The following is a 22,772-nucleotide window of genomic DNA, read 5'->3' as shown; positions in this document are numbered from 1 at the left end:
CAACACATACTAAAATTATGAGACAAACTTTTAACGTTCGCTCTAACAGTGCGCTCTATTTTTTAATATTTATTGGTATTTGGATATTTCCTGCGATCGCCAAACTAAATCCTCTCTTGGCTGCCGAAAAAATTAAATTAATTTACGGACCTTTTAACGGCAATATTTCAGTCCACTCTCTCAAAACATATGCCGACACTGGCGAACTAACCAGAGAATTTCGCCTTTATGCCAAATTTATCGATCGCGATACTTTAACTAAGTTACGCTACTGGCTACAAAAAAGCTTTAGTAGCGATCGCGTCGAACTATATAAATACAGTCAAACTACAGAAGGAGAAAAGTTGCTTCAAGACTTGGGAACGGCAGTAAAAACCCATCCCGAGCGCAATGGCTTTTATGCAATTCGTTCGGCTTTAATTGAAGCTGCGGCTGCACCTGGCAGCACTGAAGGTTGGACGGTTATAGATGTCATGCAGAAATTCCCTGCTAATGACGTTCGGATCGATACCAGGAAACTGTTTGAGCTTAACAAATTTTGGCAAGAATCTGAAGCTACTATTAAGCTCAATTAAATAAAATATCTTTTTTCAAAGAACCCAAATTACTCGCACGTCTACTCTAATTTGTTAGATAAGTTAAATTTGTTCGAGCCTCCTAAACCCCAACTTTGGAAGAACAAATCAAAAACCAACCCTGTATTTTAGTCTGGACGCGCTACTACTATATCGATTAAATAACTATTTGACTCAGCCTATTCCACCTCTCCAACGGGTGGATTTTTGTTTTGAACATTACAGTTATTTATAGCGTTGTGTTTTTCCTGGCTTTTATAGCTTCTCTATCGAGAACGTCTCCAGATATTGTGCTACTAACATACAACAATGATTTTAGATGGTAATTTTACTTTGTCGATTCGATCTATGTGGCAATCAAATCAAGCGATATTGCTATAAAATATCTAAAATAACTTCGGAGGTATTGTAAAAAAAGGCAAGTAGACACTTAACTATATCTTGTATTGATAAAAATTACTGGTGTCGAAATACACAAAAACCATTTAAGCCTTGAAAAAAACTTGTTTAAATATTTGTTTGGCTCGAATATATTTGCATTCGGAAGTCAATAAATAATAGGCTCGTTGCACAAATCATAATTGACTATTTGAGAGAGGAAGATGTTAAAGAAAAAAATCTTTAGACTTTTATTTATGTAATAAAAGTCTAATACACAAGATAGTAACTCAACAACTTAATTAAAAAACATTTTAATTTTAAATCTTTCTAATTCAATAAAATAAGCTTAATACACAAGCATGAATTATCGTCGCTTAAAGCTCTACGCCGTCATGTCCAGACTGCGTTTCCCAAAAACTTATCGTGGAAAAATAATGTCGATTGCTTTTATCGGCACTCACGTACCTTTACTGACTCTGTTTTTTTATGCGATTATTTCTGGTTCATTGTCTGCGGAGGCTACGGTAAGGCTAATTATAATTGCTTTAATTGCCACCTTAATTGGCACATTGGCTACCCTCTGTGTATTAAATTATTTGCTGTATCCAATTACATTAACTTCTCAAGTTTTACGCCAGTACACTGAAGAACAAACACTAATCGATCTACCTACTAAATTTAAAGATGAAGTGGGAACGCTAATGGCAGATACGGCAAAAACTTTAGAAAAATTAGACAAAGCTATTGAATATCTAGCCAACTACGACAAGTTAACAGATTTACCAAACAAAAAAATGTTTCGAGTATATCTGCAACAGGCAATTTATCAAACCAGTAGAGAAACACAGTTTGCTTTGATTGTTTTAAGTATTGATAATCTAAAAAGTATTAACAGTGCCTTTGGTCATAAAATTGGTGATTTGTTAATTCAAAAAGTAGCTATAAGAATAGCTAGATATTTAAATGTCAAAGATATACTCTCTCGATATAGCGATTGTGAATTTGCTATTTTACAGAAAAATACTAACTACTATAAATTAACTTTGTTTGCTCGAACTTTACTCGAAGCTATTTCCAAACCATATTCTTTACTTGGGCAAAAAATTCATGGAAAATTCAACCTAGGAATTACAATATATCCTGTTGATGGAGTTAGCGGCGAACAATTATTACAAAATACAGATAATGCCGTACATCAAGCAAAACAGCAAGCAACAAACACTTATCAATTTTATTCTGCAGAAAGCAACGATCTGCTAAGGCGTAGATTGATTTATGAAGAAAACTTGCGTTATGCTTTGAGAAGAAATGAATTAATAGTTCACTATCAGCCTAGAGTAGACGTTGCTAACGGTCGCCTCGTATCCGTAGAAGCTCTACTACGCTGGCAAAGTCCAGAATTAGGTGCCGTTTCTCCATCTGAATTTATTCCTATTGCTGAAGAAAGTAATCTAATTGAGACAATTGGCGAATGGGTATTGCTTAACGCCTGCAAACAAAATAAACAATGGCAGCAAGAAGGATTGCCACCACTTCGCGTATCGGTCAATCTTTCTCCCTATCAACTCAGACAAAATAATTTGGTAGAAATAGTCGAGCGCGTATTAATAGAAACAGGCTTAGAAGCCAACTATTTAGAGCTAGAAATTACTGAAAGCTCTTTAATGGAAAAGTTAGAGGCAATAGCAACTATTTTACGACAGCTTAAAAGCAAAGGAATTAGTTTGGCTTTAGACGATTTTGGTACTGGCTTTTCATCGTTAAGCTATTTACAGAAATTACCTCTCGACACCTTAAAAATCGACCGTTCATTTGTAATTAATGTTGCTTCAAATCCCAGCGATGCTGCAATTTCAAGAGCAATTGTGGCTCTTGCGCAAAGTCTCGAACTAAATATTGCTGCCGAAGGAGTTGAGACTCAAGCACAGTTTGACTTTATTCAAAATCAGGGTTGCCATGAAGTACAGGGTTATTACTTTAGCGAACCTCTGTCGGCATATAATCTGAGAAATTTTTTACTTACCTATCAGGCTCAAAATCAAACGGTTTTTCCTAGAGTTTGAGATAGGGTAATTGCAATTACGCTCCGCTTAGCGTTCCGAAACATTTTTGCTTTGTCCCCTATCGTCGTACCCCTTCACCCTACTATAATCACTTTCGATGCCATAATAGCGAGTCAACACAAAAGAAAGTAGATGCGAATTTTATTTGTAGCAGCAGAAGCCGCACCCGCAGCTAAAGTAGGGGGAATGGGAGATGTAGTTGGTGCCTTACCTAGAACCCTGCGGCGATTGGGACACGATGCCCGTATTTTTATGCCTTACTACGGCTTTCTCAATCAGTCAATGCAGCTTCCTCAGCAGCCAATCTGGTGGGGTTCTGCCATGTTTAATCAGTTTGCTGTCTACGAAACTGTGTTACCCGATAGCGATGTTCCTCTTTATTTATTCGGTCATCCAGCTTTCGATCCCGATCGCGTTTATGGTGGAGAAGATGAATTCTGGCGGTTTACCTTTTTTGCCAACGGTGCGGCAGAATTTTGTTGGAACTACTGGAAGCCAGAGATCGTTCATTGTCACGACTGGCATACGGGAATGATTCCCGTCTGGATGCACCAATCCCCCGATATTAGCAGCGTTTTTACCATTCACAACCTGGCATATCAAGGTCCCTGGCGTTGGTATTTAGAGAAAATCACCTGGTGTCCCTGGTATATGCAAGGTCATAATACTATGGCGGCTGCGGTGCAGTTTGCCGATCGCGTCAACGCTGTTTCTCCGACTTACGCTCAACAGATTCAAACGGTAGAATATGGCGAAAAGCTAGAGGGTTTGCTTTCTTTTATCAGCGGTAAAATTTCGGGAATAGTTAACGGTATTGATGTCGATAGTTATAATCCAGCAACGGATAAATGTTTGTATCAAAATTTTTCGGTAGACACCTTAGATAAACGCAGTCAAAATAAAGCTGCTTTACAAACAGAGTTAGGTTTACAAGTCGATGAAGATGCCCTGTTAATGGGGATTGTAACCCGTCTAGTCGAACAGAAAGGAATCGGTCTGCTCCTGCAAATACTAGACCGCTTTATGGCTTATAGCAACGCTCAACTAGTAGTTTTAGGTACGGGCGATCGTAATTTAGAAACTCAGTTGTGGCAAACTGCGACTCGTTTTCCAGGCAGAATGTCGGTTCAATTGCTATATAGCAATCCACTATCGAGAAAAATTTATAGTGGTTGCGATGTTTTTTTAATGCCTTCTAAGTTTGAACCCTGTGGTATCAGTCAAATGATAGCAATGCGTTATGGTTGCATTCCGATTGTTAGACGTACTGGTGGTTTAGTCGATACCGTTTCCCATCACGATCCCGTTCGCAGTGCGGGAACTGGTTACTGCTTCGATCGCTACGAACCTTTAGATCTTTATACCTGTATGGTTAGAGCCTGGGAGGGTTTTCAGTATAAAGATAAATGGCAAGAACTTCAGCAGCGAGCGATGAAAAAAGACTTTAGCTGGGTGCGATCGGCTTTAGAGTACATCAAACTGTATAAAGAAGTAGCTGGACATAACACAGAACTGACGCGAGCAGAACTCGAGAAACTTGAGATTTTAAATTTAGATAAGTACATAAATTAACCATTAACCGTAAGGTGGGTAAAGAAAGAGTAATTTTGGTAATCACTAATAACTGCAAGACGTTTGCCCACGCTACTCACTCGTTTTTACTTACAAGCCACTTTCTCGCATCGCCTCTAAATAATCAACTGCTGCCTCTAACTGAGAGTCATAAGAGTAAGAAAATTCTTCAAACCATCTACCTTCTTCCGAGTTTAGATCTAGGTTTTGTAACCAGTGACGAGCTTTGTCAGTCAATGCAGCTTTTCTTCTTAAGGCTCGGTGTTCGGCTCTTTTTTTAGCCGCTATTTCAGCTTCTCGTTGCTGCTCTGCCTGCCGTTCTGCTTGCTGTTTTTGTGCGGCTAGTTCTCTGGCTTGCTGTTGCTGCTTTAATTGTTCGTAAAATTGCTGCTGGTTTGACTGAGGAGAGCGATCGCTAGTTTCTTGGCGAGTCGGATGCGGTTTGTTTTCTCTTTGCCTTTTTGCTTGCTGTTTTTTGGCAGCTAGTTCTCTGGCTCGCTGTTTTTGCTTTAATTGTTCGTAAAATTGCTGTTGGTTTGATTGAGGAGAGCGGTCGTTAGCAGAATTACTGCGATTAGCTCTGCTATTGCCCAAATAGCGATCGCTAGTTTTTCGATCGCTCGGACGTGGTTCTTCTCTTTCTACCTCAGTTTTTACGTCTGAAAGTAATTCATCAAACAATGCCGATTCTGCGGCATTATCCGCTGATGATTGAGTTTGTGGAGGCGGCGCAGACTGAGATTTAGCCCGATTGGGCTTATTTTCTTTTTGCTCGGAGAACTTGCGCTTTTCGGACTGGTATTCTACTTTTAACTCAGCCAATAGTTCGTCCATTTCATTTGCCATAACCGCCTCTCAAACTAGTGCTTTTAACTTATAAAAAAAGTTGAATTTTTACTACTTAGATCCTAGGCGGCATTTATAACTTCTGCTAGTGGTTTCCAACTCACGGAGCGATCGCCACCCATTTCCAAGACTACTTTAATTCGTGGCTCTTGCTTTGGCAGATCGATTAAATATTCGAGTTCCTGACGAGACAAAACCTGTCCTTCCATAATCCACAGTACCAATCCTTTCGCATTTTCTGCCAGATTTGCCAGTTCATAGTTAGCAATGGGCGGTACAAAATAAATATCTCCCACTGCGGCACCTTGCCCGATATCTTTTTTACCTAAATGAGGGGGACGAACGCCGTGAAATCTGGTTAGATAGGCGGCTGGATCGCCCAACCCTCTAGCAGTCAAAGCAATAGTTCGATAACCATAAGCTCGCAATCGCCTTTGATAGCGTCCTTCCGCACCTCCTTCTAAAGGCATATACAAACTCAATGCTCCAGCTTGTTCGAGAGCGCGAATAAAAGATTTACCAGTAGTAATTAATGCCATGTTGTTATAATTCCAGGTTTGCTCGCTCGAAAAATTTATTAAGTTATATCAGAATTATATTTGATTCGCGTCGCGAAACTTAATTAACCGCCAGTTTTACTTTTAAAAAGTTTGCCTTCTACTTGCAAAATACTGTGTAGATCGTGTATCATTATCGATTGTGACTTATTATTAATTTGAGTCTCGTTAGATAGTCAATGACTTTCTCCAGATATTGCCTGGTACTGCAATCTCAATCCCTTCCGCTTCTGGTCTAGATTGGCAAGCGGAAATTATATCTACTTTATGCCTCTTTGCGAAGATACTGAAGAAAAAACTCTTTAAGTCTCTAAAGATAACAGGCATGATTAAAACACCAAGTAGAAGTGATGTTTGAATTTTAAGTCTACTTTGGTGGTATATCTTACAGAACAGTAAATATATATTTATTGCTATACATTATGGCTCGAAGATGTCTCGGGTTAGTTTGGTCTGTTTTCTTTGCTAACCAAATCGACTGCAATCGAGTGTAATAGCACTAGAACTGTTTGCTCTCGATAAAAACATCACTTATAGGCGAAGCTACGGGCGACCGCCAAAATTATATCGAGATTTATAAACTAAACCCTATTAACTTACAACGATAGAGAGGCTAAAATCAGTGTCTGTAGGTATTCTCGGCACCAAACTAGGCATGACCCAGATTTTTAACCAGGAAACTGGGGCTGCTATTCCTGTAACTGTAGTTCAAGCAGGTCCTTGTGTCGTAACTCAAATAAAAACTAAAGAAACCGATGGCTATAGTTCGATTCAAATCGGCTATCAAGAAGTCAGAGAAAAAGCTCTGTCAAAGCCAGAACTCGGTCATCTGCAAAAAACTGGACTGGCACCACTGCGGCACCTGAAAGAATATCGCACCGAATCTACTGGCGAGTATGAATTGGGTCAAACTCTCGATCTTTCAGCAATTTTTAGCACCGAAGCCAAAGTTGATGTGACGGGTAAAACTATCGGTCGCGGTTTTGCTGGCTATCAAAAAAGACACAACTTTCGTCGGGGTTCGATGACTCATGGCTCCAAAAACCATCGCGCTCCTGGTTCGACTGGAGCGGGTACTACTCCAGGCAGGGTTTATCCAGGGAAAAAGATGGCAGGAAGATATGGCGCAACCCAGATAACCGTGCGTAAATTACAGGTAGTAAAAGTAGATGCCGAACAAAATTTATTGTTGATTGGCGGTGCGTTACCTGGAAAACCAGGAGCGTTACTCAGCATCGCACCCAGCAAACAGGTTTAACGCCAGCAATATCCAGTCGCAAATGACAATATCGTCGCAAGATTTATATAGATAACTATGGTTAATTGTGTAGTCAAAAATTGGCAGGGGGAAAATGTCGGCGAGACGACCCTCGAACTAAAAGTTGCCAAAGCAGAAAATGCCGAACATATTGTGCATCGAGCCTTGATCAGACAAATTAATAATGCTCGTCAGGGGACTGCCTCTAGCAAAACTAGAGCCGAAGTTCGTGGGGGCGGACGCAAACCCTGGCGACAAAAAGGAACTGGTCGCGCTCGCGCTGGTTCGAGTCGTTCGCCTTTGTGGCGGGGTGGTGGAGTTATCTTTGGACCCAAACCCAGAGACTTTAGCGTCAAAATGAATCGCAAAGAGCGTCGTTTGGCGTTAAGAACGGCTTTCGACTCGCGACTGGAAGATACGATTGTTGTAGAAAACTTTGCCGAGCAGTTAGATAGACCTAAAACCAAAGAAATAACTGCTGCTTTAAAACGTTGGGAAATAGATGCAGAACGGAAAGTATTGCTAATATTACCAGAAATTCCCGAAAATATTTATTTATCGACTAGAAATATCAGCAATTTAAAGGTTATTAAAGCTACAAACTTAAATATTTACGATTTGCTTAACGCCAGTAAAATTGTCGCGACCACCGACGCTCTAGAACAAATAAAGGAGGTATACGGTGACTAAGAATTACAACAATCCCAGATATTTAGCCGACTTGATCCTCAAACCAATTATTACCGAAAAAGGAACAATTCAAATGGAGCTTGGCAAGTACGTTTTTGACGTTTTGCCTATAGCTACCAAACCACAGATCAAAGCGGCGATTGAAAGTTTGTTTGATGTCAGCGTAGTTAAAGTTAATACTCTGAATCTACCTCGTCAAAAACGCCGTGTAGGTAGGTTTATGGGCTATAAAGCTCAATACAAAAGAGCCATTGTAACTCTAAAAGAGGGAGATTCAATCGTTCTATTCCCCGAACTGTAGATTTCGAGTCAGGCACAATTAACTTTGATGTCAGAGCCTCAGTAAACTTTAAAGATAAATCCAACTATGGGTACTCGTTCTTTTCGACCATATACACCAGGAACTCGCCAAGCGGTTATATCCGATTTTGCCGATATTACCAAGAGTAAACCCGAGAAATCTCTTACTAAATACAAACATCGCAAAAAAGGGCGCAACAATCGTGGCGTAATTACCAGCCGTCGTCGCGGTGGCGGACACAAGCGTCTCTATCGTATTATTGATTTTCGTCGTGACAAACGCAATATTCCTGCTGAAGTGATTGCGATCGAATACGATCCTAATCGCAACGCCCGTATTGCCTTAGTGCAGTACGAAGATGGTGAAAAACGCTATATTCTTGCCGCAGTAGGCATGAAAGTAGGTACGCAAATTATTGCCAGTCCCGATGCTCCAATTGAAGTAGGGAATGCTCTGCCACTCAGCAATATTCCCCTGGGAGAAACGATTCACAATATCGAACTCGTAGCGGGAAGAGGCGGACAAATCGTGCGTGCCGCAGGTACTGCTGCCAAGCTGATGGCGAAAGAAGGAGGATATGTAACTATCGGTCTTCCCTCTAAAGAAGTCAGAATGATTCGCAAAGAATGTTACGCCACTATCGGACAGGTAGGTAACGTCGAAGCCAGAACCCTCAAACTAGGTAAAGCAGGAAAATCTCGCCATCTCGGTAAAAGACCGCAAGTTAGAGGAAGCGTAATGAACCCAGTAGATCACCCTCATGGTGGTGGTGAAGGACGTGCGCCAATTGGTAGAAGCGGTCCTGTTACTCCCTGGGGAAAACCTACTTTAGGTCTGAAAACTCGTAAGAAGAAAAAAGTTAGCGACAAGTTAATCGTGCGTCGCCGTCGGAAAAAATCAAAATCAGCGGCTAATTAAACGTACTTTACCAGTCGCGATCGCCAATTATCGAATACTAATATTACCAATTATGAGTCGTTCGCTTAAAAAAGGACCATTTATCGCCGACAGTTTGCTTGGCAAAATCGAAAAGCTTAACGCAGCTAACAAAAAAGAAGTAATTAAAACCTGGTCGCGCTCTTCGACAATTTTGCCGCAAATGGTCGGTCATACGATCGCCGTTCACAACGGTCGCCAGCATATTCCCGTATTTGTCAGCGATCAAATGGTCGGTCACAAGTTAGGAGAGTTTGCCCCCACTCGTACTTTTAGAGGTCATGCCAAAGGGGATAAAAAAGGCAGACGTTAAAGTTAACCAGCATAATTTTTGAATGCCAAATATAAACAATCATGGCAATAGATACTAATAATGAAGTAAAGGCGATCGCCCGCTATATTCGGATGTCGCCATTTAAAGTCAGGCGGGTGCTAGATCAGATTCGCGGTCGGCAATATCGAGAAGCACTAATTATTCTCGAATTTATGCCTTATAAAGCCTGCGAACCAGTACTTAAAGCTTTGCGTTCTGCTGTAGCTAACGCCGAGCATAACAACGGACTCGACCCCACTAACCTAGTTGTCAGTCAGGCTTACGCCGATGGAGGTCCCGTTCTCAAACGCTATCGACCAAGAGCGCAAGGTCGAGCCTACCAAATTCGCAAGCCAACTTGCCACATTACCGTAGCAGTTGCTCCTGACGTAACCGAATAATCGGGCAATTATTTAAAAAACTGACCTAACTACGAGGAAACATTAGTGGGACAAAAAATACATCCAACGGGCTTTCGGTTGGGAATTACTAAAGAACATCAATCTCGGTGGTATGCCGATACCAAACGCTATCCCGAACTATTACAAGAAGACCATCAAATTAGAGAGCATATTAACAAAGAGCTTGGTAACGCGGGGATTTCTCAAATAAAAATCGAGCGTAAAGCCGATCAAATCGATCTGGGCATTCACACCGCTCGCCCTGGTGTAGTTGTCGGTCGGGGCGGATCGGGAATTGAAAAATTGCGTACCGATCTTCAAAGTGTGGTTAACAATCGCCAGATTCGGATCAACGTTATTGAAGTTCCCCGCGTCGATGCCGATGCGGCATTGATTGCCGAGTACATTACCCAGCAGCTAGAGCGAAGAGTATCTTTTCGCCGCGTGGTACGTCAGGCAATTCAAAGAGCGCAGCGAGCCGAAGTTCAAGGAATTAAGATTCAGATTGGCGGTCGCTTAAACGGTGCGGAAATCGCTCGTACAGAATGGGTCAGGGAAGGAAGAGTTCCCTTACATACCTTAAGAGCGGATATCGATTATGCCTATCGTACGGCTCTCACTATCTATGGAATTTTAGGGGTTAAAGTTTGGATCTTTAAAGGAGAAATTATTCCAGGACAGGAAGAAATAGCCGCCGCTCCCAGTCAAACTCCTCGCCGTCAACGCCGTCGCCAGAAATTTGAAGACCGTTCGGAATAGTTGTTAACAGCACGAATTTATCATTATGCTCAGTCCCAGAAGAACTAAATTTCGCAAACAGCATCGCGGTCGCATGAGAGGTATGGCACATCGAGGCAATACTCTAAACTTCGGCGACTACGGACTTCAAGCTATCGAACCTTCCTGGATTACCTCGCGCCAAATTGAAGCCGCCAGACGAGCTATGACCCGCTATATCAAAAGGGGCGGTAAAATTTGGATTCGGATTTTTCCCGATAAGCCAGTAACGATGCGACCTGCCGAAACCCGTATGGGTTCTGGTAAAGGTAATCCAGAATTTTGGGTAGCAGTGGTCAAACCAGGCAGAATTATGTTTGAAATGTCAGGAGTAGCAGAACCAATTGCTAGAGAAGCAATGCGTCTAGCGGCTCAAAAACTACCGATTAAAACCAAATTTATCAACCGTGAGGAGGAATTTTAGTCGTGGCTTTACCCAAAATAGCCGAAGTCAGAAGCTTGAGCGACGAAGAGATATCAGAAGAGATTTTAGCCGTCAAGCGAGAACTGTTTCAGTTGCGATTGGAACAGGCAACTCGCCGACTGGAAAAACCCCATCTGTTCAAACATAGTAAGCATCGTCTCGCTCAACTGTTGACCGTCGAAAGAGAACGAGAACTAGCAGCCATTCGCGCCGAACCTGAGTCCGAGTCTGCTACTACATCCGCAACAGAGGAATAAGTTGAATTATGGCAGTAAAAGAAAGAGTAGGTGAAGTTGTTAGCGACAAAATGGATAAAACCATAGTTGTAGCAATCGAAAACCGCTCCCCCCATCCCAAATACGGCAAAATCGTCGTTAGAACCAAAAAATATAAGGTTCACGATGCTGAAAATCAGTGCAAAACTGGCGATCGCGTGCGTATCCGCGAAACTAGACCCCTCAGTCGCACCAAACGCTGGACGCTAGCCGAAATTATAGAAACCAAAAATTGATAACTTTTATTTACGAATATTACGGTCGCGCTCGAAGATGATTCAACAACAGACCTATTTAAATGTCGCCGATAACAGTGGCGCACGTCAGCTGATGTGCCTGCGAGTTATTGGTAAAGGTAATAGTCCCTATGCTTTCATTGGTGATGTCGTTATTGCTGTAGTTAAAGACGCTCTGCCAAACATGGCAGTCAAAAAATCCGAAATAGTCAGAGCGGTAATCGTGCGTACCAAACAAGCAGTACGTCGCGAAAGCGGCATGAGCATCCGTTTTGACGATAATGCAGCGGTAATTATCAATCAAGAAGGCAATCCGAGAGGAACTCGCGTTTTTGGTCCAGTAGCACGGGAATTAAGAGAGAAAAACTTTACCAAAATAGTTTCTCTAGCTCCGGAGGTGATCTAAATGGCAAAAACCAAACAAGCTCAGAAAGCAAAAATGCACGTAAAAAAAGGAGACACCATTCAAGTGATTTCTGGCACTGACAAGGGCAAGATAGGCGAAATTATTCGTGCTATCCCCCAAACCAGTCAGGTTATCGTCCAGGGAGTCAACGTCAAAACCAAACACGTCAAACCCCAGCAAGAGGGAGAATCGGGACAAATTGTCACCTTTGAAGCTCCCATTCATAGTTCTAACGTCATGCTCTATTCCCAAAAGGAAGAAGTAGCCAGCCGAATCAGCTATACCTTTACCGACGACGGACGCAAAGTGCGGATGTTGAAAAAAACTGGCGAAATAATCGACTAGTTGTTGTCTGGCGAGCAGTTGCTATCTCGAAACCCGAATTTTGTTTATAGTCTCCTGACCAAGCCCAGGAAAAAATACCAAACACCATGCCAAAACCACTTAAAACTAGATACATTGAAGATATCGTTCCCAAGCTAACCGAACAATTTAACTACACCAATACTCATCAAGTACCCAAGGTAGTTAAAGTGATTATCAATCGCGGTTTGGGAGAAGCATCACAAAATGCTAAAGCCCTCGAATCTTCGATTAGCGAGCTAGCTACAATTGCCGGGCAAAAGCCAGTGGTAACGAGAGCCAAAAAGGCGATCGCTGGATTCAAACTCCGTAAAGGAATGCCCGTAGGAGTGATGGTCACTCTTAGAGGCGATCGGATGTATGCTTTTCTCGATCGCACGATCAATATTGCTCTGCCCCGTATTCGCGATTTTCGTGGCATTAGCCCGAAAAGCTTTGATGGTCGGGGTAACTATAGTCTAGGGGTTAGAGAACAGCTCATCTTTCCCGAAATTGACTATGACAGCATCGATCAAATTAGAGGATTGGACATTTCTATCGTTACTTCGGCAAATACAGATGAAGAAGGACGCGCCCTACTCAGGGAAATGGGAATGCCTTTTCGCAATAGTTAAATTTTCAAATAATAAGAAATAATGGCGGCAAACGATACTATTTCAGATATGCTGACCCGCATCCGCAATGCCTGCCTGGTCAAGCATCAAACTACATTAGTACCTTCGACAAAAATGACTCGTAGCATTGCCCGAGTTCTAGAAAGTGAAGGCTTTATCAGCGGTTATGAAGAAACTGAGGAAGAATTAAAGAAAAACATCGTCATTACTCTCAAATATAAAGGTAGAAACCGTCAGCCGATTATTAATACCCTCAAAAGAGTCAGCAAACCAGGACTGAGAGTATACTCCAAGCGTAAAGATATTCCTCGTGTCCTCGGTGGTATTGGTATTGCGATCGTTTCTACCTCGCATGGAGTAATGACCGATAGAGAAGCTCGTCGCCAAGGCGTTGGGGGCGAAATTCTCTGTTACGTTTGGTAATTTTAAGGAGTATACTACATATGTCTCGTATTGGTAAGCGACCCATCGCCATTCCTGCCAAAGTAACCGCAGAAATCAACGGACAGCAGGTTACGATTAAAGGACCCAAAGGCACTTTAGCAAGAGTTATACCAGCGCCCATTTCTGTCAGACAAGAAGGAGAAACTATAGAAGTTACTCCAGACAATGACTCGCGTCTCGGTCGTCAACGTCACGGTCTCTGCCGTACTTTAGTTGCCAACATGGTAGAAGGCGTATCCCAAGGATTTCAAAAACGCTTGCAGGTTCAAGGTGTAGGTTATCGGGCGCAGGCTCAAGGCAAACAACTAACTCTCAATGTTGGCTACAGCCAGCCAGTGGAAATAATTATGCCCGACGGTATTGATGTGGCTATTGAAAATAGAAATACCGAAATTATCATTAGTGGTATTGACAAAGAATTAGTAGGCAATATCGCTGCTAGAATCAGGGCAGTTCGTCCCCCAGAACCTTATAAAGGAAAGGGGATTCGCTATTTTGGCGAGCAAATAAGACGTAAAGCAGGTAAAACAGGTAAGAAGTAACAAATTATGAAGCCTCCTCGCAAAGAACTAGTTAAACGCCGTCATCGGCGAATCCGCAAACAAATAGCAGGTACACCCGAACGCCCGCGTCTCTGTGTGTTTCGGTCAAATAAACATATTTACGCTCAGATAATTGATGATGTGGCACAGCATACCCTTGTAGCTGCATCGACTATTGATAGAGAATTTAATCTAGAGTCAACTACTGGAGCCACCTGTTCTAACTCAGCAGCAGTAGGTCAGCTTGTAGCGCAAAGAGCTTTAGATAAAGGCATTTCCAAAGTAGTTTTCGATCGCGGCGGCAATCTCTATCACGGTCGCATTGCCGCACTAGCTGAAGCCGCTCGCGAAGCTGGGTTAGACTTTTAAAATATCGACATCATATACATATAGAAAATAATTATTATGCCTAAATCAAAGTCTCGTCGTCGCGGACGCGCTAAAGAAAAAGACACTAACTGGCAAGAGCGGGTCGTTCAAATTCGCCGCGTTAGTAAAGTAGTTAAAGGTGGTAAAAAATTAAGCTTTAGAGCGATCGTGGTCGTCGGTAACGAAAACGGTCAGGTAGGAGTTGGAGTTGGTAAAGCAGCCGATGTAATCGGTGCGGTTCGCAAAGGCGTAGCCGATGCCAAAAAACAGTTAGTCGATGTTTCTCTAACTAAATCAAGCTCCATTACTCACGTTAGTAACGGTATTGCTGGAGGTGCTAAAGTCTTTATGCGTCCAGCCGCTCCAGGTACTGGAGTAATTGCCGGTGGTGCGGTACGCACCGTACTAGAGCTAGCAGGCGTTAAAAACATTTTAGCCAAACAGTTAGGTTCTAATAGTCCTTTAAATAACGCTAGAGCTACCATAGATGCTCTCGACAGCTTGCGAACTTTTTCCGAAGTTGCTAGAGAAAGAGGCATTTCTATAGAACAGATATATGCTTAATAAATAAAAACTATGAAACTAGAAAATCTAAGTCCCAAAGCAGGGTCAAAGAGCCGCAGGCGCAGAGTCGGACGGGGTATATCCGCAGGACAAGGAGCTAGCTGTGGCTACGGTATGCGCGGACAGAAATCTCGTTCTGGTACTGGCACTAAAGCTGGTTTTGAAGGGGGACAAATGCCGCTCTATCGACGGGTTCCCAAATTAAAATATTTTCCTTTAGTCAACCAGAAACAGTACACAATTATTAACATAGAGCAGCTAGCTACTCTAGAGGCAAATTCGGCAGTAAGTAAAGAATCTTTATTAGCAGACGGAATTTCGACTACTGATGATGGTCCTTTAAAAGTTCTGGGTAGAGGAGAGTTAAATGTACCCCTGACAATAACTGCGGCAGCTTTTACTAAAGGAGCGCGTCAAAAAATTGAAGCTGCGGGCGGTAGCTGTATTCTCGAAGAAACTCAAGCCGAACCATCTCAAGACAGCGAAGCTTAAGTCAGGAAAATTCCAAGGTTTTAAATTACTATTTCCTCTTCGTAAGTCTGAGGTTGCTTCTAAGTAGTAAAAGTGAAAAAATTAGATCGGTATAGTTAAAAAAATAAGACAATAAGCGCAGCTATTACCTTAAGGCGATCGGGCGTTTAACCTATTTGGCTTCTAGCTACCACAACAACAATTATGGTTCGAGAAAAAACTCCATCAGCACAAGAAACATTTTTACAGATGGCGCAAGCAGCAGGTCTTAGAGGTCGGCTGCTCGTTACTATTGGTCTGTTAATTTTAGTTCGTTTGGGAGTATTTATTCCCATTCCAGGAATTGACCGTGAAAGATTTGGCAATTTACTTGGTAATACTACTAATGCTTCAATTGTCGGGTTTTTAGATATTTTTACTGGCGGCGGTATTTCAGCACTGGGAATTTTTGCCCTGGGCATATTACCTTTTATTAATGCTTCTATTATTATGCAGTTGTTAGCTTCTGCTATTCCCTCTTTAGAAGATCTACAAAAAAATGAGGGAGAAGCAGGTAGAAGGAGAATTTCTCAGATCACCCGCTATGTCGCTCTGGGATGGGCGATAATTCAAAGTTTGGGTATTACTCTAGGTTTGCTGGTAGCTAATGGCATTATCTCAAGAAGCTTTTTTCCGATCGCCGAAACCGTACTCGCTTTGACTGCAGGCTCGATGTTCGTCATGTGGATTTCGGAATTAATTACCGAACGCGGTATTGGTAATGGGGCATCTTTGTTGATTTTTGTTAATATCGTGGCCGTATTACCCAAAACTCTGGGAAATACCATTAGCTACGCTCAAAACGGCGGACGAGAAGCAATCGCTCAGGTAATCGTGTTGCTTTTAGTTTTCCTGACGATGATCGTCGGTATTGTGTTTATTCAAGAAGGAACGCGCCGCATTCCCATTATTTCGGCTCGTCGTCAGGTAGGCAGAAGAGTATATCGCGAGAGAACTAATTACCTACCTTTAAGACTCAACCAAGGCGGAGTAATGCCAATTATTTTTGCCTCCGCAGTCTTGTTCTTACCTGCTTCTCTGGCAGGATTTATTCCCGGACAAGGTACGGCAAAAAATATTATCAATCGTATCGCTGTAGCTATTCAACCTGGAAGTTGGCTTTATATTGTCGTGTATTTGTTGCTCATCTTATTCTTTAGCTATTTTTACACTAGCTTGATTAGCAATCCCGATGATATGTCCCAAAATCTCAAAAAAATGGGAGCTTCTATTCCTAGTATCCGCCCAGGAAAGGCAACTAGAGACTATTTAGAAAAAGTTCTCAATCGTCTGACTTTTTTAGGAGCAATTTTTCTAGGTTTGGTAGCGACTATTCCTACTTTGGTCGAAAGCGCAATCCCAGCGGGAACTACGGTATTTAGCGGTTTTGGTGCCACCTCTCTGTTAATTTTAGTGGGAGTAGCAATCGATACTGCCAAACAGATTCAGACCTATGTAATTTCACAGCGTTACGAAGGTATGGTCAAGCAGTAAGTTAGTTATCTAACTGTCGAGCGAAATTCTTTTATGCGGAGGACGCAAATTTAAAATGACAAAAAGATTGATTTTTTTAGGTCCTCCTGGAGCGGGCAAGGGAACTCAGGCACAGATTTTGTCAGAAACTTATAAAATTCCTCACATATCTACTGGCGACATTTTGAGAACCGCCGTTACTTATAAAACTCCTTTGGGCGACAAAGCTAAAGGCTACATGGATCGTGGTGAATTAGTTCCTGACGACTTGATTCTCGATTTGATTAAAGATCGGCTTTTGCAGTCAGATGCAGCTAAAGGGTGGATTTTAGACGGGTTTCCTCGCAATGTCGCTCAGGCAAAATTTTTAAACAGTCTACTGGCAGAATTAGATTTAGCCGCCGATCGCGTTTTATATTTAGCAGTACCCGATGAAGTATTAATTTCCAGACTGCTATCGCGCCAGCGTCGGGATGATAATGAAGCAACCATTCGACGGCGTTTGGAAGTCTATCGTCGCGATACTATGCCCGTAATCGATTTTTATCAAGAGCAGAGCACTTTGAAAACTATTGATGGTGATGGGGCAATGGAAAATGTCACCTCAGCTTTAAAAGAAGCGATCGCCTGAACGAGACAGTTTCTTGCCAAAAGTCGCTTTTTTTGATAAAGACGGTTAAAAAGTGTAAGATAAAAAACTGGATAAAAAATTAAAGAGGCAATAGCGCGATCTCGATAAGCAAAACTTATCTGGAGAAGCGCACTCAGACGAGCTAGCGATTTACGCCTGCCGTCTATTATTCTTGCACCAATAGCGGAGAACTTTAAAATTGGCAAAACAAGATCTAATTGAAATGGAAGGTACTGTAACTGAGTCACTTCCTAATGCAATGTTTCGTGTCGATCTCGACAACGGATTTAATGTCTTGGCTCATATTTCAGGAAAAATAAGACGTAACTATATCAAAATTTTACCTGGCGATCGAGTTAAAGTCGAATTAACTCCTTACGATTTGACCAAGGGCAGAATTACCTATCGTTTGAAAAATAAATAGCAACAAGAAATCGCTCGAACTTGTCACTAATTAGCGATTCAGTTTCTTGACATAGTAAGATAATATAAAATATAATTATAAGCTTGCAGTGTGGCCAAAAGAAGGCATGAAAGTTAGACCATCAGTAAAAAAAATGTGTGATAAATGCCGCGTCATTCGTCGGCGCGGTCGCGTCATGGTGATTTGTAAAACCAATCCCAAGCACAAACAGCGTCAGGGATAAATTAAATCGCTATAGCAATAGTTATTAAATAGTAAGTAATACGCAAACATCAAGTAAGGAGAAAATAGCGTGGCACGGATTTCTGGTGTAGACCTTCCCCGTGATAAGCGGATAGAAATTGCGCTGACATATATTTTTGGGATTGGTCTATCGAGGGCGCAAGAAGTTCTCTCAGCTACGGGAGTCAATCCAGACACCAGAGTTAGAGACATGGCGGATGAAGACGTTATTAAATTGCGTTCCTATATCGAAGACAACTATAGAGTTGAAGGGGATCTCAGACGTTGGGAGGCGATGAACATCAAACGCTTGGCTGACATCGGAACCTATCGAGGTCGTCGGCATCGCATGGGTTTGCCTTTAAGAGGACAAAGAACTCGTACCAATGCTAGAACACGTCGCGGCAGACGTTTGACCGTAGCAGGCAAGAAAAAAGCTCCCGGTAAGAAATAGTGATTGCAGCACGATATTTCGGTTGTAGGCGTATTTGGCCGATAGCTGAGATGGTGGCGAAATTTACAAAATTCAATCGAAAGCTTTCTGTTGAGATGTTTTTTCGCTCTCAAACAAACCCAACCCATAAATAGAAGTAAATATTTCCAGGGATGGGCGATCCCCTGCGGCAATCGCCGAATCAACTTAAGTGTAGTAGTAATTAGAGTTAAGTAATAAAATAACATGGCGCAACCAAAAAGAAGAACGGGCGCAAAAAAAGCAAAAAAAAATGTTCCCAACGGGGTAGCCCACATCCAATCGACTTTTAACAATACCATCGTAACCATTTCCGATACCAGAGGCGATGTCATATCCTGGGCTTCGGCAGGTTCGAGCGGCTTTAAAGGAGCTAAAAAAGGTACTCCCTTTGCAGCTCAAACTGCCGCTGATAGTGCTGCCAGAAGTGCTATCGATCAGGGAATGCGTCAGTTAGAAGTAATGGTTAGCGGACCTGGTGCGGGACGGGAAACCGCAATTCGCGCTTTACAGGGTGCGGGATTAGAAATAACCTTAATCCGAGATGTTACGCCAATACCCCATAACGGTTGTCGTCCACCAAAGCGGCGCAGGGTATAAAATCATACCAAAAATCAGCAAGTCAAGCGATTGGTAAATTTTTCGGTAACTCAATCGGCTAATCGCTATCGAATAGTAGGGAGATCGGTCTGTGGCGCAATTTCAAATTGAATGTGTAGAGTCAAAAACTCTCAAAAATCAACATCAGTATAGTAAGTTTGTATTAGAGCCTCTCGATCGCGGACAGGGAACGACCCTGGGCAATGCTTTGAGAAGAGTGTTGCTCTCTAATTTAGAAGGGGCTGCGGTTACGGCAATTCGCATTGGTGGAGGAATGGCAAAAGACAAAGACAAGCCAGAACATAAGTTTGGTTTCGCTACCCATGAATTTGCCACCATCGAAGGAGTTAGAGAGGATGTTTTAGAAATTATTCTCAACATGAAGGAAATCGTTCTCAAAAGCTACTCCAATCAGCCAGAAATAGGACGTTTGGTAGCTAACGGTCCTGGAACGGTTACGGCTGCTCAATTCGTCTTGCCCGATGCAATTGAAACTGTAGATTCTAGCCAGTATGTGGCTACCTTAGCCGAAGGCACTAGCTTGGAAATGGAGTTTCGAGTCGAAAAAGGTAAAGGGTATCGCTCTGTCGAACGAGGACGAGAAGAGGGAAGTTCTTTAGATTTTTTACAGGTAGATGCCGTTTTTATGCCAGTTACCAAGGTCAACTACAGCGTCGAAGATGCTCGTATTGACGGTACGGGGATTAAAGAAAGACTAATTGTCGAAATTTGGACTAATGGCAGCATTAAGCCAGAAGAAGCATTATCTCAAGCGGCAGGTATTGCCGTCGATTTGTTCAATCCGCTTAAGGACTTAACCTTAGAACCAATTCAAGACGATTACGTCGAAGACGAAGATCCTACCAGTCAAATTCCGATCGAAGAACTGCAGCTGTCAGTTAGAGCCTATAACTGTCTTAAAAGAGCGCAAATCAATTCGGTATCCGACTTACTCGATTATACCCAAGAAGACCTCTTGGAAATTAAAAATTTTGGACAAAAATCAGCCGATGAGGTTATTGAAGCCCTGCAAAAACGTCTGGGCATTACCCTATCGCAAGAAAAATCAGCCAAAACTATATAGATTTAGCAACCTATCCAATCATGCGTCATCGATGTAAAGTACCTCAATTAGGCTTGCCAGCCGACCAGAGAAAAGCTCTGTTGCGATCGCTGGCAACTCAAATTATCCGTCACGGTCAAATCAGAACTACTAAAGCAAGAGCTAAAGCAGTACGTAGCGAAGTAGACAAAATGATTACCCTGGCAAAAGACGGTTCTCTTGCTGCCAGAAGACAGGCTGCGGCATATCTTTATGATAAAGAGCTAGTCAGCGAACTGTTTAAAGCAGTTGGAGAACGTTATGGCGAGCGCCAGGGAGGATATACTCGCATAGTCAGAACTCAAAACCGCCGTGGTGATAATGCTGAAATGGCAATTATCGAACTAGTATAGTCGATTTATGGTTGTCAGCCACCGCCAATCTAGTGTGAACCAACAGCGAATTGCATTAGTAATTCAATACTTGGGAACGGATTTTCATGGCTGGCAAAGACAGCCAAATCGCGTTACGGTTCAGTCAGAAATCGAAGCAGCAATTGCTTCGGTAGTAGGTTATCCGATTAACCTTCACGGAGCGGGAAGAACTGATTCTGGAGTTCACGCTGCTGCCCAGGTAGCTCATTTTGACTACACGGGACCCATTCCTGCCGATAAGTGGTCGAAAATTCTCAATGCCAGGCTGCCAGAAGGTATACTAATAAGAGCTTCGGCTCTGGTAGTTCCTGACTGGCACGCTCGGTTTTCGGCAGTTTGGCGACGTTATCGCTATACCATCTATACCGATAAACTTCCTAATCTATTTATTAATAGTTTTTGCTGGCATTACTATCGAGCCAGTATCGATGAATCATTAGTGCGAGCTGCTTTGGCTCCCCTGATAGGAAAGCACGATTTAGCAGCTTTTAGAAGGGCGGGCTCTGAGCGAAAGCATTCTTGGGTAGAAATTCAGGCTGCCGAGTGTTATCGTAACGACCCTTTTCTGTATATAGAAATTCAGGCTGATGGTTTTTTGTACGGTATGGTGCGCCTGTTAGTAGGAATGCTGGTAGAGGTAGGAACGGGAGCGCGATCGCTTTCTAACTTTACCCAAGTGTGGCGCGATCGCCGAAGAGACTTAGTCAAGTATTCTGCCCCTGCTAAAGGACTGTGTCTGTTAAGAGTCGGCTACCCCGAACTTCCTTTTCCCCAAAGTGTATGGTTTGATACCCAGCCTACTTTTGTTCTAGAACCATAAACAAGCAGTTTATATAAAAACATAATTTAAAAGATTATTGCCAATGAATAAAACACCTTTACCCACTTCAGATTTAGATAAAAAATGGTACGTAGTTGATGCCGCAGGACAACGTCTGGGACGTTTGGCTACTGAAGTCGCCACAATTTTACGGGGCAAAAACAAACCTTCTTTTACCCCTCACATGGATACTGGCGATTTTGTCATCGTCGTTAATGCCGAAAAAGTAGTGGTAACTGGCAGAAAAAACGAGCAAAAACTCTATCACCGTCATTCTGGAAGACCTGGAGGCATGAAAACCGAAACTTTCGATCAGCTACAGGCGCGTATTCCCAATCGTATCGTCGAAAAAGCAGTAAAAGGAATGCTGCCTAAAAATGCTTTGGGTCGCAAACTATTTACCAAACTCAAAGTATATACGGGCGCGGAACATCCCCATCAGGCACAGCAGCCAGAAGTTTTAAACATTAATACTATTCCCGCAGGAGATAACTAATGCAAGCAACAGAAGCTCAAGATAAAGCAGTTTACTGGGGTACGGGTCGTCGCAAATCATCGGTCGCCAGAGTTCGCCTCGTACCAGGAGAAGGCAATTTAGTGGTAAATGGCAAACCAGGAAGGGATTACTTCAATCGCATTGCCAGCTATTTAACTGCAATCAAAGCCCCTTTGGAAACATTGGGTTTTGAAAATGAATACGATATTTTAGTTAACGCTCATGGTGGTGGTCTAACAGGTCAAGCTGATGCTGTTAAACTAGGAGTAGCGAGAGCTTTGTGCCAGCAAGATCCCAACAATCGCCAGCCCCTAAAAACAGAAGGCTATCTCACTCGCGATCCTCGCTGTAAAGAGCGCAAAAAATACGGTTTGCATAAGGCTCGTAAAGCTCCACAATTCTCCAAACGATAGATCTTATTTAGATAAAATTAACAACCGCAGTCTAATATAAAGAAAAAATATGCCTAAACCAGATATTCATCCCACATGGTACCCCGATGCCAAAGTCATTTGTAACGGCGAAGTTGTAATGACGGTAGGTTCGACTCAACCCGAAATTCATGTTGATGTTTGGTCGGGAAACCATCCCTATTATACGGGTACGCAGAAAATTATCGATACAGAAGGGAGAGTCGATCGCTTTTTACGTAAATATGGCATGCTTGACTCTAGCAACGATTCTGATTCTGATAACAAAGACAATAAAAAATAGCAGTTAGTTTAATGTGTTAACCCAGCA

At 42.4% G+C, this 22,772-nt stretch carries 35 protein-coding genes; 33 read left to right on the top strand and 2 right to left on the bottom strand.

Annotated features, from left to right (window positions below; genetic code table 11):
* Positions 1-17 precede the first annotated feature (17 nt).
* The 3 genes from KV40_RS19730 (at position 18) to glgA (ending at position 4,591) form a co-directional block, all read left to right on the top strand.
* The gene (locus KV40_RS19730) at positions 18-575 is read left to right on the top strand and encodes an alpha/beta hydrolase (RefSeq protein ID WP_052055786.1); all 558 of its coding nucleotides are present in this window, start codon (positions 18-20) and stop codon (positions 573-575) included.
* Positions 576-1,315: 740 nt separating this feature from the next.
* Complete coding sequence (locus KV40_RS19725; RefSeq protein ID WP_036485258.1) at positions 1,316-3,019, top strand: bifunctional diguanylate cyclase/phosphodiesterase; 1,704 nt, start codon at positions 1,316-1,318, stop codon at positions 3,017-3,019.
* Between the two features lie 132 nt (positions 3,020-3,151).
* Positions 3,152-4,591 carry a glycogen synthase GlgA gene (glgA, locus tag KV40_RS19720; protein ID WP_036485256.1) on the top strand — a complete coding sequence of 480 codons (1,440 nt, stop codon included), beginning with the start codon at positions 3,152-3,154 and terminating at the stop codon, positions 4,589-4,591.
* Between the two features lie 90 nt (positions 4,592-4,681).
* On the opposite strand, the gene KV40_RS34240 is transcribed toward glgA, so the two are convergent.
* Positions 4,682-5,437, bottom strand: a complete 756-nt coding sequence (locus KV40_RS34240) for a salt stress protein, Slr1339 family (protein ID WP_052055785.1) — start codon at positions 5,435-5,437, stop codon at positions 4,682-4,684.
* A gap of 62 nt (positions 5,438-5,499) precedes the next feature.
* On the bottom strand, positions 5,500-5,976 hold the full coding sequence (locus KV40_RS19710) for an NAD(P)H-quinone oxidoreductase subunit N (RefSeq protein ID WP_036485254.1): 477 nt from the start codon (positions 5,974-5,976) through the stop codon (positions 5,500-5,502).
* A gap of 640 nt (positions 5,977-6,616) precedes the next feature.
* On the opposite strand from KV40_RS19710, the gene rplC reads away from it, so the two are divergent.
* From rplC to rpmE, 30 genes are all read left to right on the top strand, one after another.
* Positions 6,617-7,252 carry a 50S ribosomal protein L3 gene (gene rplC / locus KV40_RS19705; RefSeq protein ID WP_036485251.1) on the top strand — a complete coding sequence of 212 codons (636 nt, stop codon included), beginning with the start codon at positions 6,617-6,619 and terminating at the stop codon, positions 7,250-7,252.
* 57 nt (positions 7,253-7,309) lie between these two features.
* Positions 7,310-7,942 carry a 50S ribosomal protein L4 gene (gene rplD / locus KV40_RS19700; RefSeq protein WP_036485249.1) on the top strand — a complete coding sequence of 211 codons (633 nt, stop codon included), beginning with the start codon at positions 7,310-7,312 and terminating at the stop codon, positions 7,940-7,942.
* Complete coding sequence (locus KV40_RS19695) at positions 7,935-8,243, top strand: 50S ribosomal protein L23 (protein ID WP_036485246.1); 309 nt, start codon at positions 7,935-7,937, stop codon at positions 8,241-8,243. The genes rplD and KV40_RS19695 overlap by 8 nt, the downstream gene beginning before the upstream one ends.
* Before the next feature lie 66 nt (positions 8,244-8,309).
* A complete protein-coding gene (gene rplB, locus KV40_RS19690; RefSeq protein ID WP_036485243.1) occupies positions 8,310-9,161 on the top strand; it encodes a 50S ribosomal protein L2 in 852 nt (283 codons plus the stop codon).
* Positions 9,162-9,213: 52 nt separating this feature from the next.
* On the top strand, positions 9,214-9,492 hold the full coding sequence (gene rpsS / locus KV40_RS19685) for a 30S ribosomal protein S19 (RefSeq protein WP_036485240.1): 279 nt from the start codon (positions 9,214-9,216) through the stop codon (positions 9,490-9,492).
* Positions 9,493-9,533: 41 nt separating this feature from the next.
* A complete protein-coding gene (rplV, locus tag KV40_RS19680) occupies positions 9,534-9,893 on the top strand; it encodes a 50S ribosomal protein L22 (protein ID WP_036485238.1) in 360 nt (119 codons plus the stop codon).
* A 45-nt stretch (positions 9,894-9,938) separates the two neighbouring features.
* The gene (rpsC, locus tag KV40_RS19675; RefSeq protein ID WP_036485235.1) at positions 9,939-10,652 is read left to right on the top strand and encodes a 30S ribosomal protein S3; all 714 of its coding nucleotides are present in this window, start codon (positions 9,939-9,941) and stop codon (positions 10,650-10,652) included.
* Positions 10,653-10,677: 25 nt separating this feature from the next.
* Complete coding sequence (gene rplP / locus KV40_RS19670; protein ID WP_036485231.1) at positions 10,678-11,094, top strand: 50S ribosomal protein L16; 417 nt, start codon at positions 10,678-10,680, stop codon at positions 11,092-11,094.
* Positions 11,095-11,096: 2 nt separating this feature from the next.
* Positions 11,097-11,351, top strand: a complete 255-nt coding sequence (gene rpmC / locus KV40_RS19665; RefSeq protein ID WP_036485228.1) for a 50S ribosomal protein L29 — start codon at positions 11,097-11,099, stop codon at positions 11,349-11,351.
* Positions 11,352-11,359: 8 nt separating this feature from the next.
* Complete coding sequence (rpsQ, locus tag KV40_RS19660) at positions 11,360-11,605, top strand: 30S ribosomal protein S17 (protein ID WP_036485225.1); 246 nt, start codon at positions 11,360-11,362, stop codon at positions 11,603-11,605.
* Between the two features lie 37 nt (positions 11,606-11,642).
* Complete coding sequence (rplN, locus tag KV40_RS19655) at positions 11,643-12,011, top strand: 50S ribosomal protein L14 (RefSeq protein ID WP_036485224.1); 369 nt, start codon at positions 11,643-11,645, stop codon at positions 12,009-12,011.
* Positions 12,012-12,356 carry a 50S ribosomal protein L24 gene (gene rplX / locus KV40_RS19650; RefSeq protein ID WP_036485221.1) on the top strand — a complete coding sequence of 115 codons (345 nt, stop codon included), beginning with the start codon at positions 12,012-12,014 and terminating at the stop codon, positions 12,354-12,356.
* An 86-nt stretch (positions 12,357-12,442) separates the two neighbouring features.
* A complete protein-coding gene (gene rplE / locus KV40_RS19645) occupies positions 12,443-12,988 on the top strand; it encodes a 50S ribosomal protein L5 (RefSeq protein WP_036485218.1) in 546 nt (181 codons plus the stop codon).
* A 21-nt stretch (positions 12,989-13,009) separates the two neighbouring features.
* Positions 13,010-13,411 (top strand): 30S ribosomal protein S8, encoded by a 402-nt coding sequence (gene rpsH, locus KV40_RS19640; RefSeq protein ID WP_036485216.1) that lies wholly within the window; start codon positions 13,010-13,012, stop codon positions 13,409-13,411.
* Between the two features lie 20 nt (positions 13,412-13,431).
* On the top strand, positions 13,432-13,974 hold the full coding sequence (gene rplF, locus KV40_RS34235) for a 50S ribosomal protein L6 (RefSeq protein WP_036485214.1): 543 nt from the start codon (positions 13,432-13,434) through the stop codon (positions 13,972-13,974).
* Positions 13,975-13,980: 6 nt separating this feature from the next.
* Positions 13,981-14,343, top strand: coding sequence for a 50S ribosomal protein L18 (rplR, locus tag KV40_RS34230; RefSeq protein WP_036485212.1), 363 nt, complete (start codon positions 13,981-13,983; stop codon positions 14,341-14,343).
* A gap of 36 nt (positions 14,344-14,379) precedes the next feature.
* Complete coding sequence (gene rpsE / locus KV40_RS34225) at positions 14,380-14,907, top strand: 30S ribosomal protein S5 (protein WP_036485210.1); 528 nt, start codon at positions 14,380-14,382, stop codon at positions 14,905-14,907.
* Positions 14,908-14,919: 12 nt separating this feature from the next.
* Positions 14,920-15,399, top strand: coding sequence for a 50S ribosomal protein L15 (gene rplO / locus KV40_RS34220; RefSeq protein ID WP_036485208.1), 480 nt, complete (start codon positions 14,920-14,922; stop codon positions 15,397-15,399).
* Between the two features lie 183 nt (positions 15,400-15,582).
* Positions 15,583-16,911: a preprotein translocase subunit SecY gene (gene secY / locus KV40_RS19615; RefSeq protein WP_036485206.1), complete on the top strand. Its 1,329-nt coding sequence runs from the start codon at positions 15,583-15,585 to the stop codon at positions 16,909-16,911.
* A gap of 55 nt (positions 16,912-16,966) precedes the next feature.
* Positions 16,967-17,521, top strand: coding sequence for an adenylate kinase (locus KV40_RS19610; RefSeq protein WP_036485204.1), 555 nt, complete (start codon positions 16,967-16,969; stop codon positions 17,519-17,521).
* A 199-nt stretch (positions 17,522-17,720) separates the two neighbouring features.
* Positions 17,721-17,945 carry a translation initiation factor IF-1 gene (gene infA, locus KV40_RS19605; RefSeq protein WP_019508908.1) on the top strand — a complete coding sequence of 75 codons (225 nt, stop codon included), beginning with the start codon at positions 17,721-17,723 and terminating at the stop codon, positions 17,943-17,945.
* A 106-nt stretch (positions 17,946-18,051) separates the two neighbouring features.
* Positions 18,052-18,168: a 50S ribosomal protein L36 gene (rpmJ, locus tag KV40_RS33540; protein WP_072013856.1), complete on the top strand. Its 117-nt coding sequence runs from the start codon at positions 18,052-18,054 to the stop codon at positions 18,166-18,168.
* 69 nt (positions 18,169-18,237) lie between these two features.
* Positions 18,238-18,621 carry a 30S ribosomal protein S13 gene (gene rpsM, locus KV40_RS19600; protein WP_036485198.1) on the top strand — a complete coding sequence of 128 codons (384 nt, stop codon included), beginning with the start codon at positions 18,238-18,240 and terminating at the stop codon, positions 18,619-18,621.
* Positions 18,622-18,846: 225 nt separating this feature from the next.
* Positions 18,847-19,239: a 30S ribosomal protein S11 gene (rpsK, locus tag KV40_RS19595; protein WP_036485197.1), complete on the top strand. Its 393-nt coding sequence runs from the start codon at positions 18,847-18,849 to the stop codon at positions 19,237-19,239.
* A gap of 91 nt (positions 19,240-19,330) precedes the next feature.
* On the top strand, positions 19,331-20,323 hold the full coding sequence (locus tag KV40_RS19590; protein WP_036485195.1) for a DNA-directed RNA polymerase subunit alpha: 993 nt from the start codon (positions 19,331-19,333) through the stop codon (positions 20,321-20,323).
* A 20-nt stretch (positions 20,324-20,343) separates the two neighbouring features.
* Positions 20,344-20,694, top strand: a complete 351-nt coding sequence (gene rplQ, locus KV40_RS19585; RefSeq protein ID WP_036485193.1) for a 50S ribosomal protein L17 — start codon at positions 20,344-20,346, stop codon at positions 20,692-20,694.
* A gap of 7 nt (positions 20,695-20,701) precedes the next feature.
* On the top strand, positions 20,702-21,535 hold the full coding sequence (truA, locus tag KV40_RS19580) for a tRNA pseudouridine(38-40) synthase TruA (RefSeq protein WP_036485191.1): 834 nt from the start codon (positions 20,702-20,704) through the stop codon (positions 21,533-21,535).
* 43 nt (positions 21,536-21,578) lie between these two features.
* Positions 21,579-22,031 carry a 50S ribosomal protein L13 gene (gene rplM / locus KV40_RS19575; RefSeq protein ID WP_036485189.1) on the top strand — a complete coding sequence of 151 codons (453 nt, stop codon included), beginning with the start codon at positions 21,579-21,581 and terminating at the stop codon, positions 22,029-22,031.
* Positions 22,031-22,444: a 30S ribosomal protein S9 gene (rpsI, locus tag KV40_RS19570; RefSeq protein ID WP_036485186.1), complete on the top strand. Its 414-nt coding sequence runs from the start codon at positions 22,031-22,033 to the stop codon at positions 22,442-22,444. Before rplM ends, rpsI begins: the two co-directional genes overlap by 1 nt.
* 49 nt (positions 22,445-22,493) lie before the next feature.
* Positions 22,494-22,745: a 50S ribosomal protein L31 gene (rpmE, locus tag KV40_RS19565; RefSeq protein WP_036485183.1), complete on the top strand. Its 252-nt coding sequence runs from the start codon at positions 22,494-22,496 to the stop codon at positions 22,743-22,745.
* The last annotated feature ends 27 nt before the right edge of the window (positions 22,746-22,772 follow it).

Source organism: Myxosarcina sp. GI1, assembly GCF_000756305.1.
In the GTDB taxonomy this organism is placed as follows: domain Bacteria; phylum Cyanobacteriota; class Cyanobacteriia; order Cyanobacteriales; family Xenococcaceae; genus Myxosarcina.
Note: the sequence above shows the minus strand (reverse complement) of the source record. Positions and strands in the feature narration are given on the sequence as shown.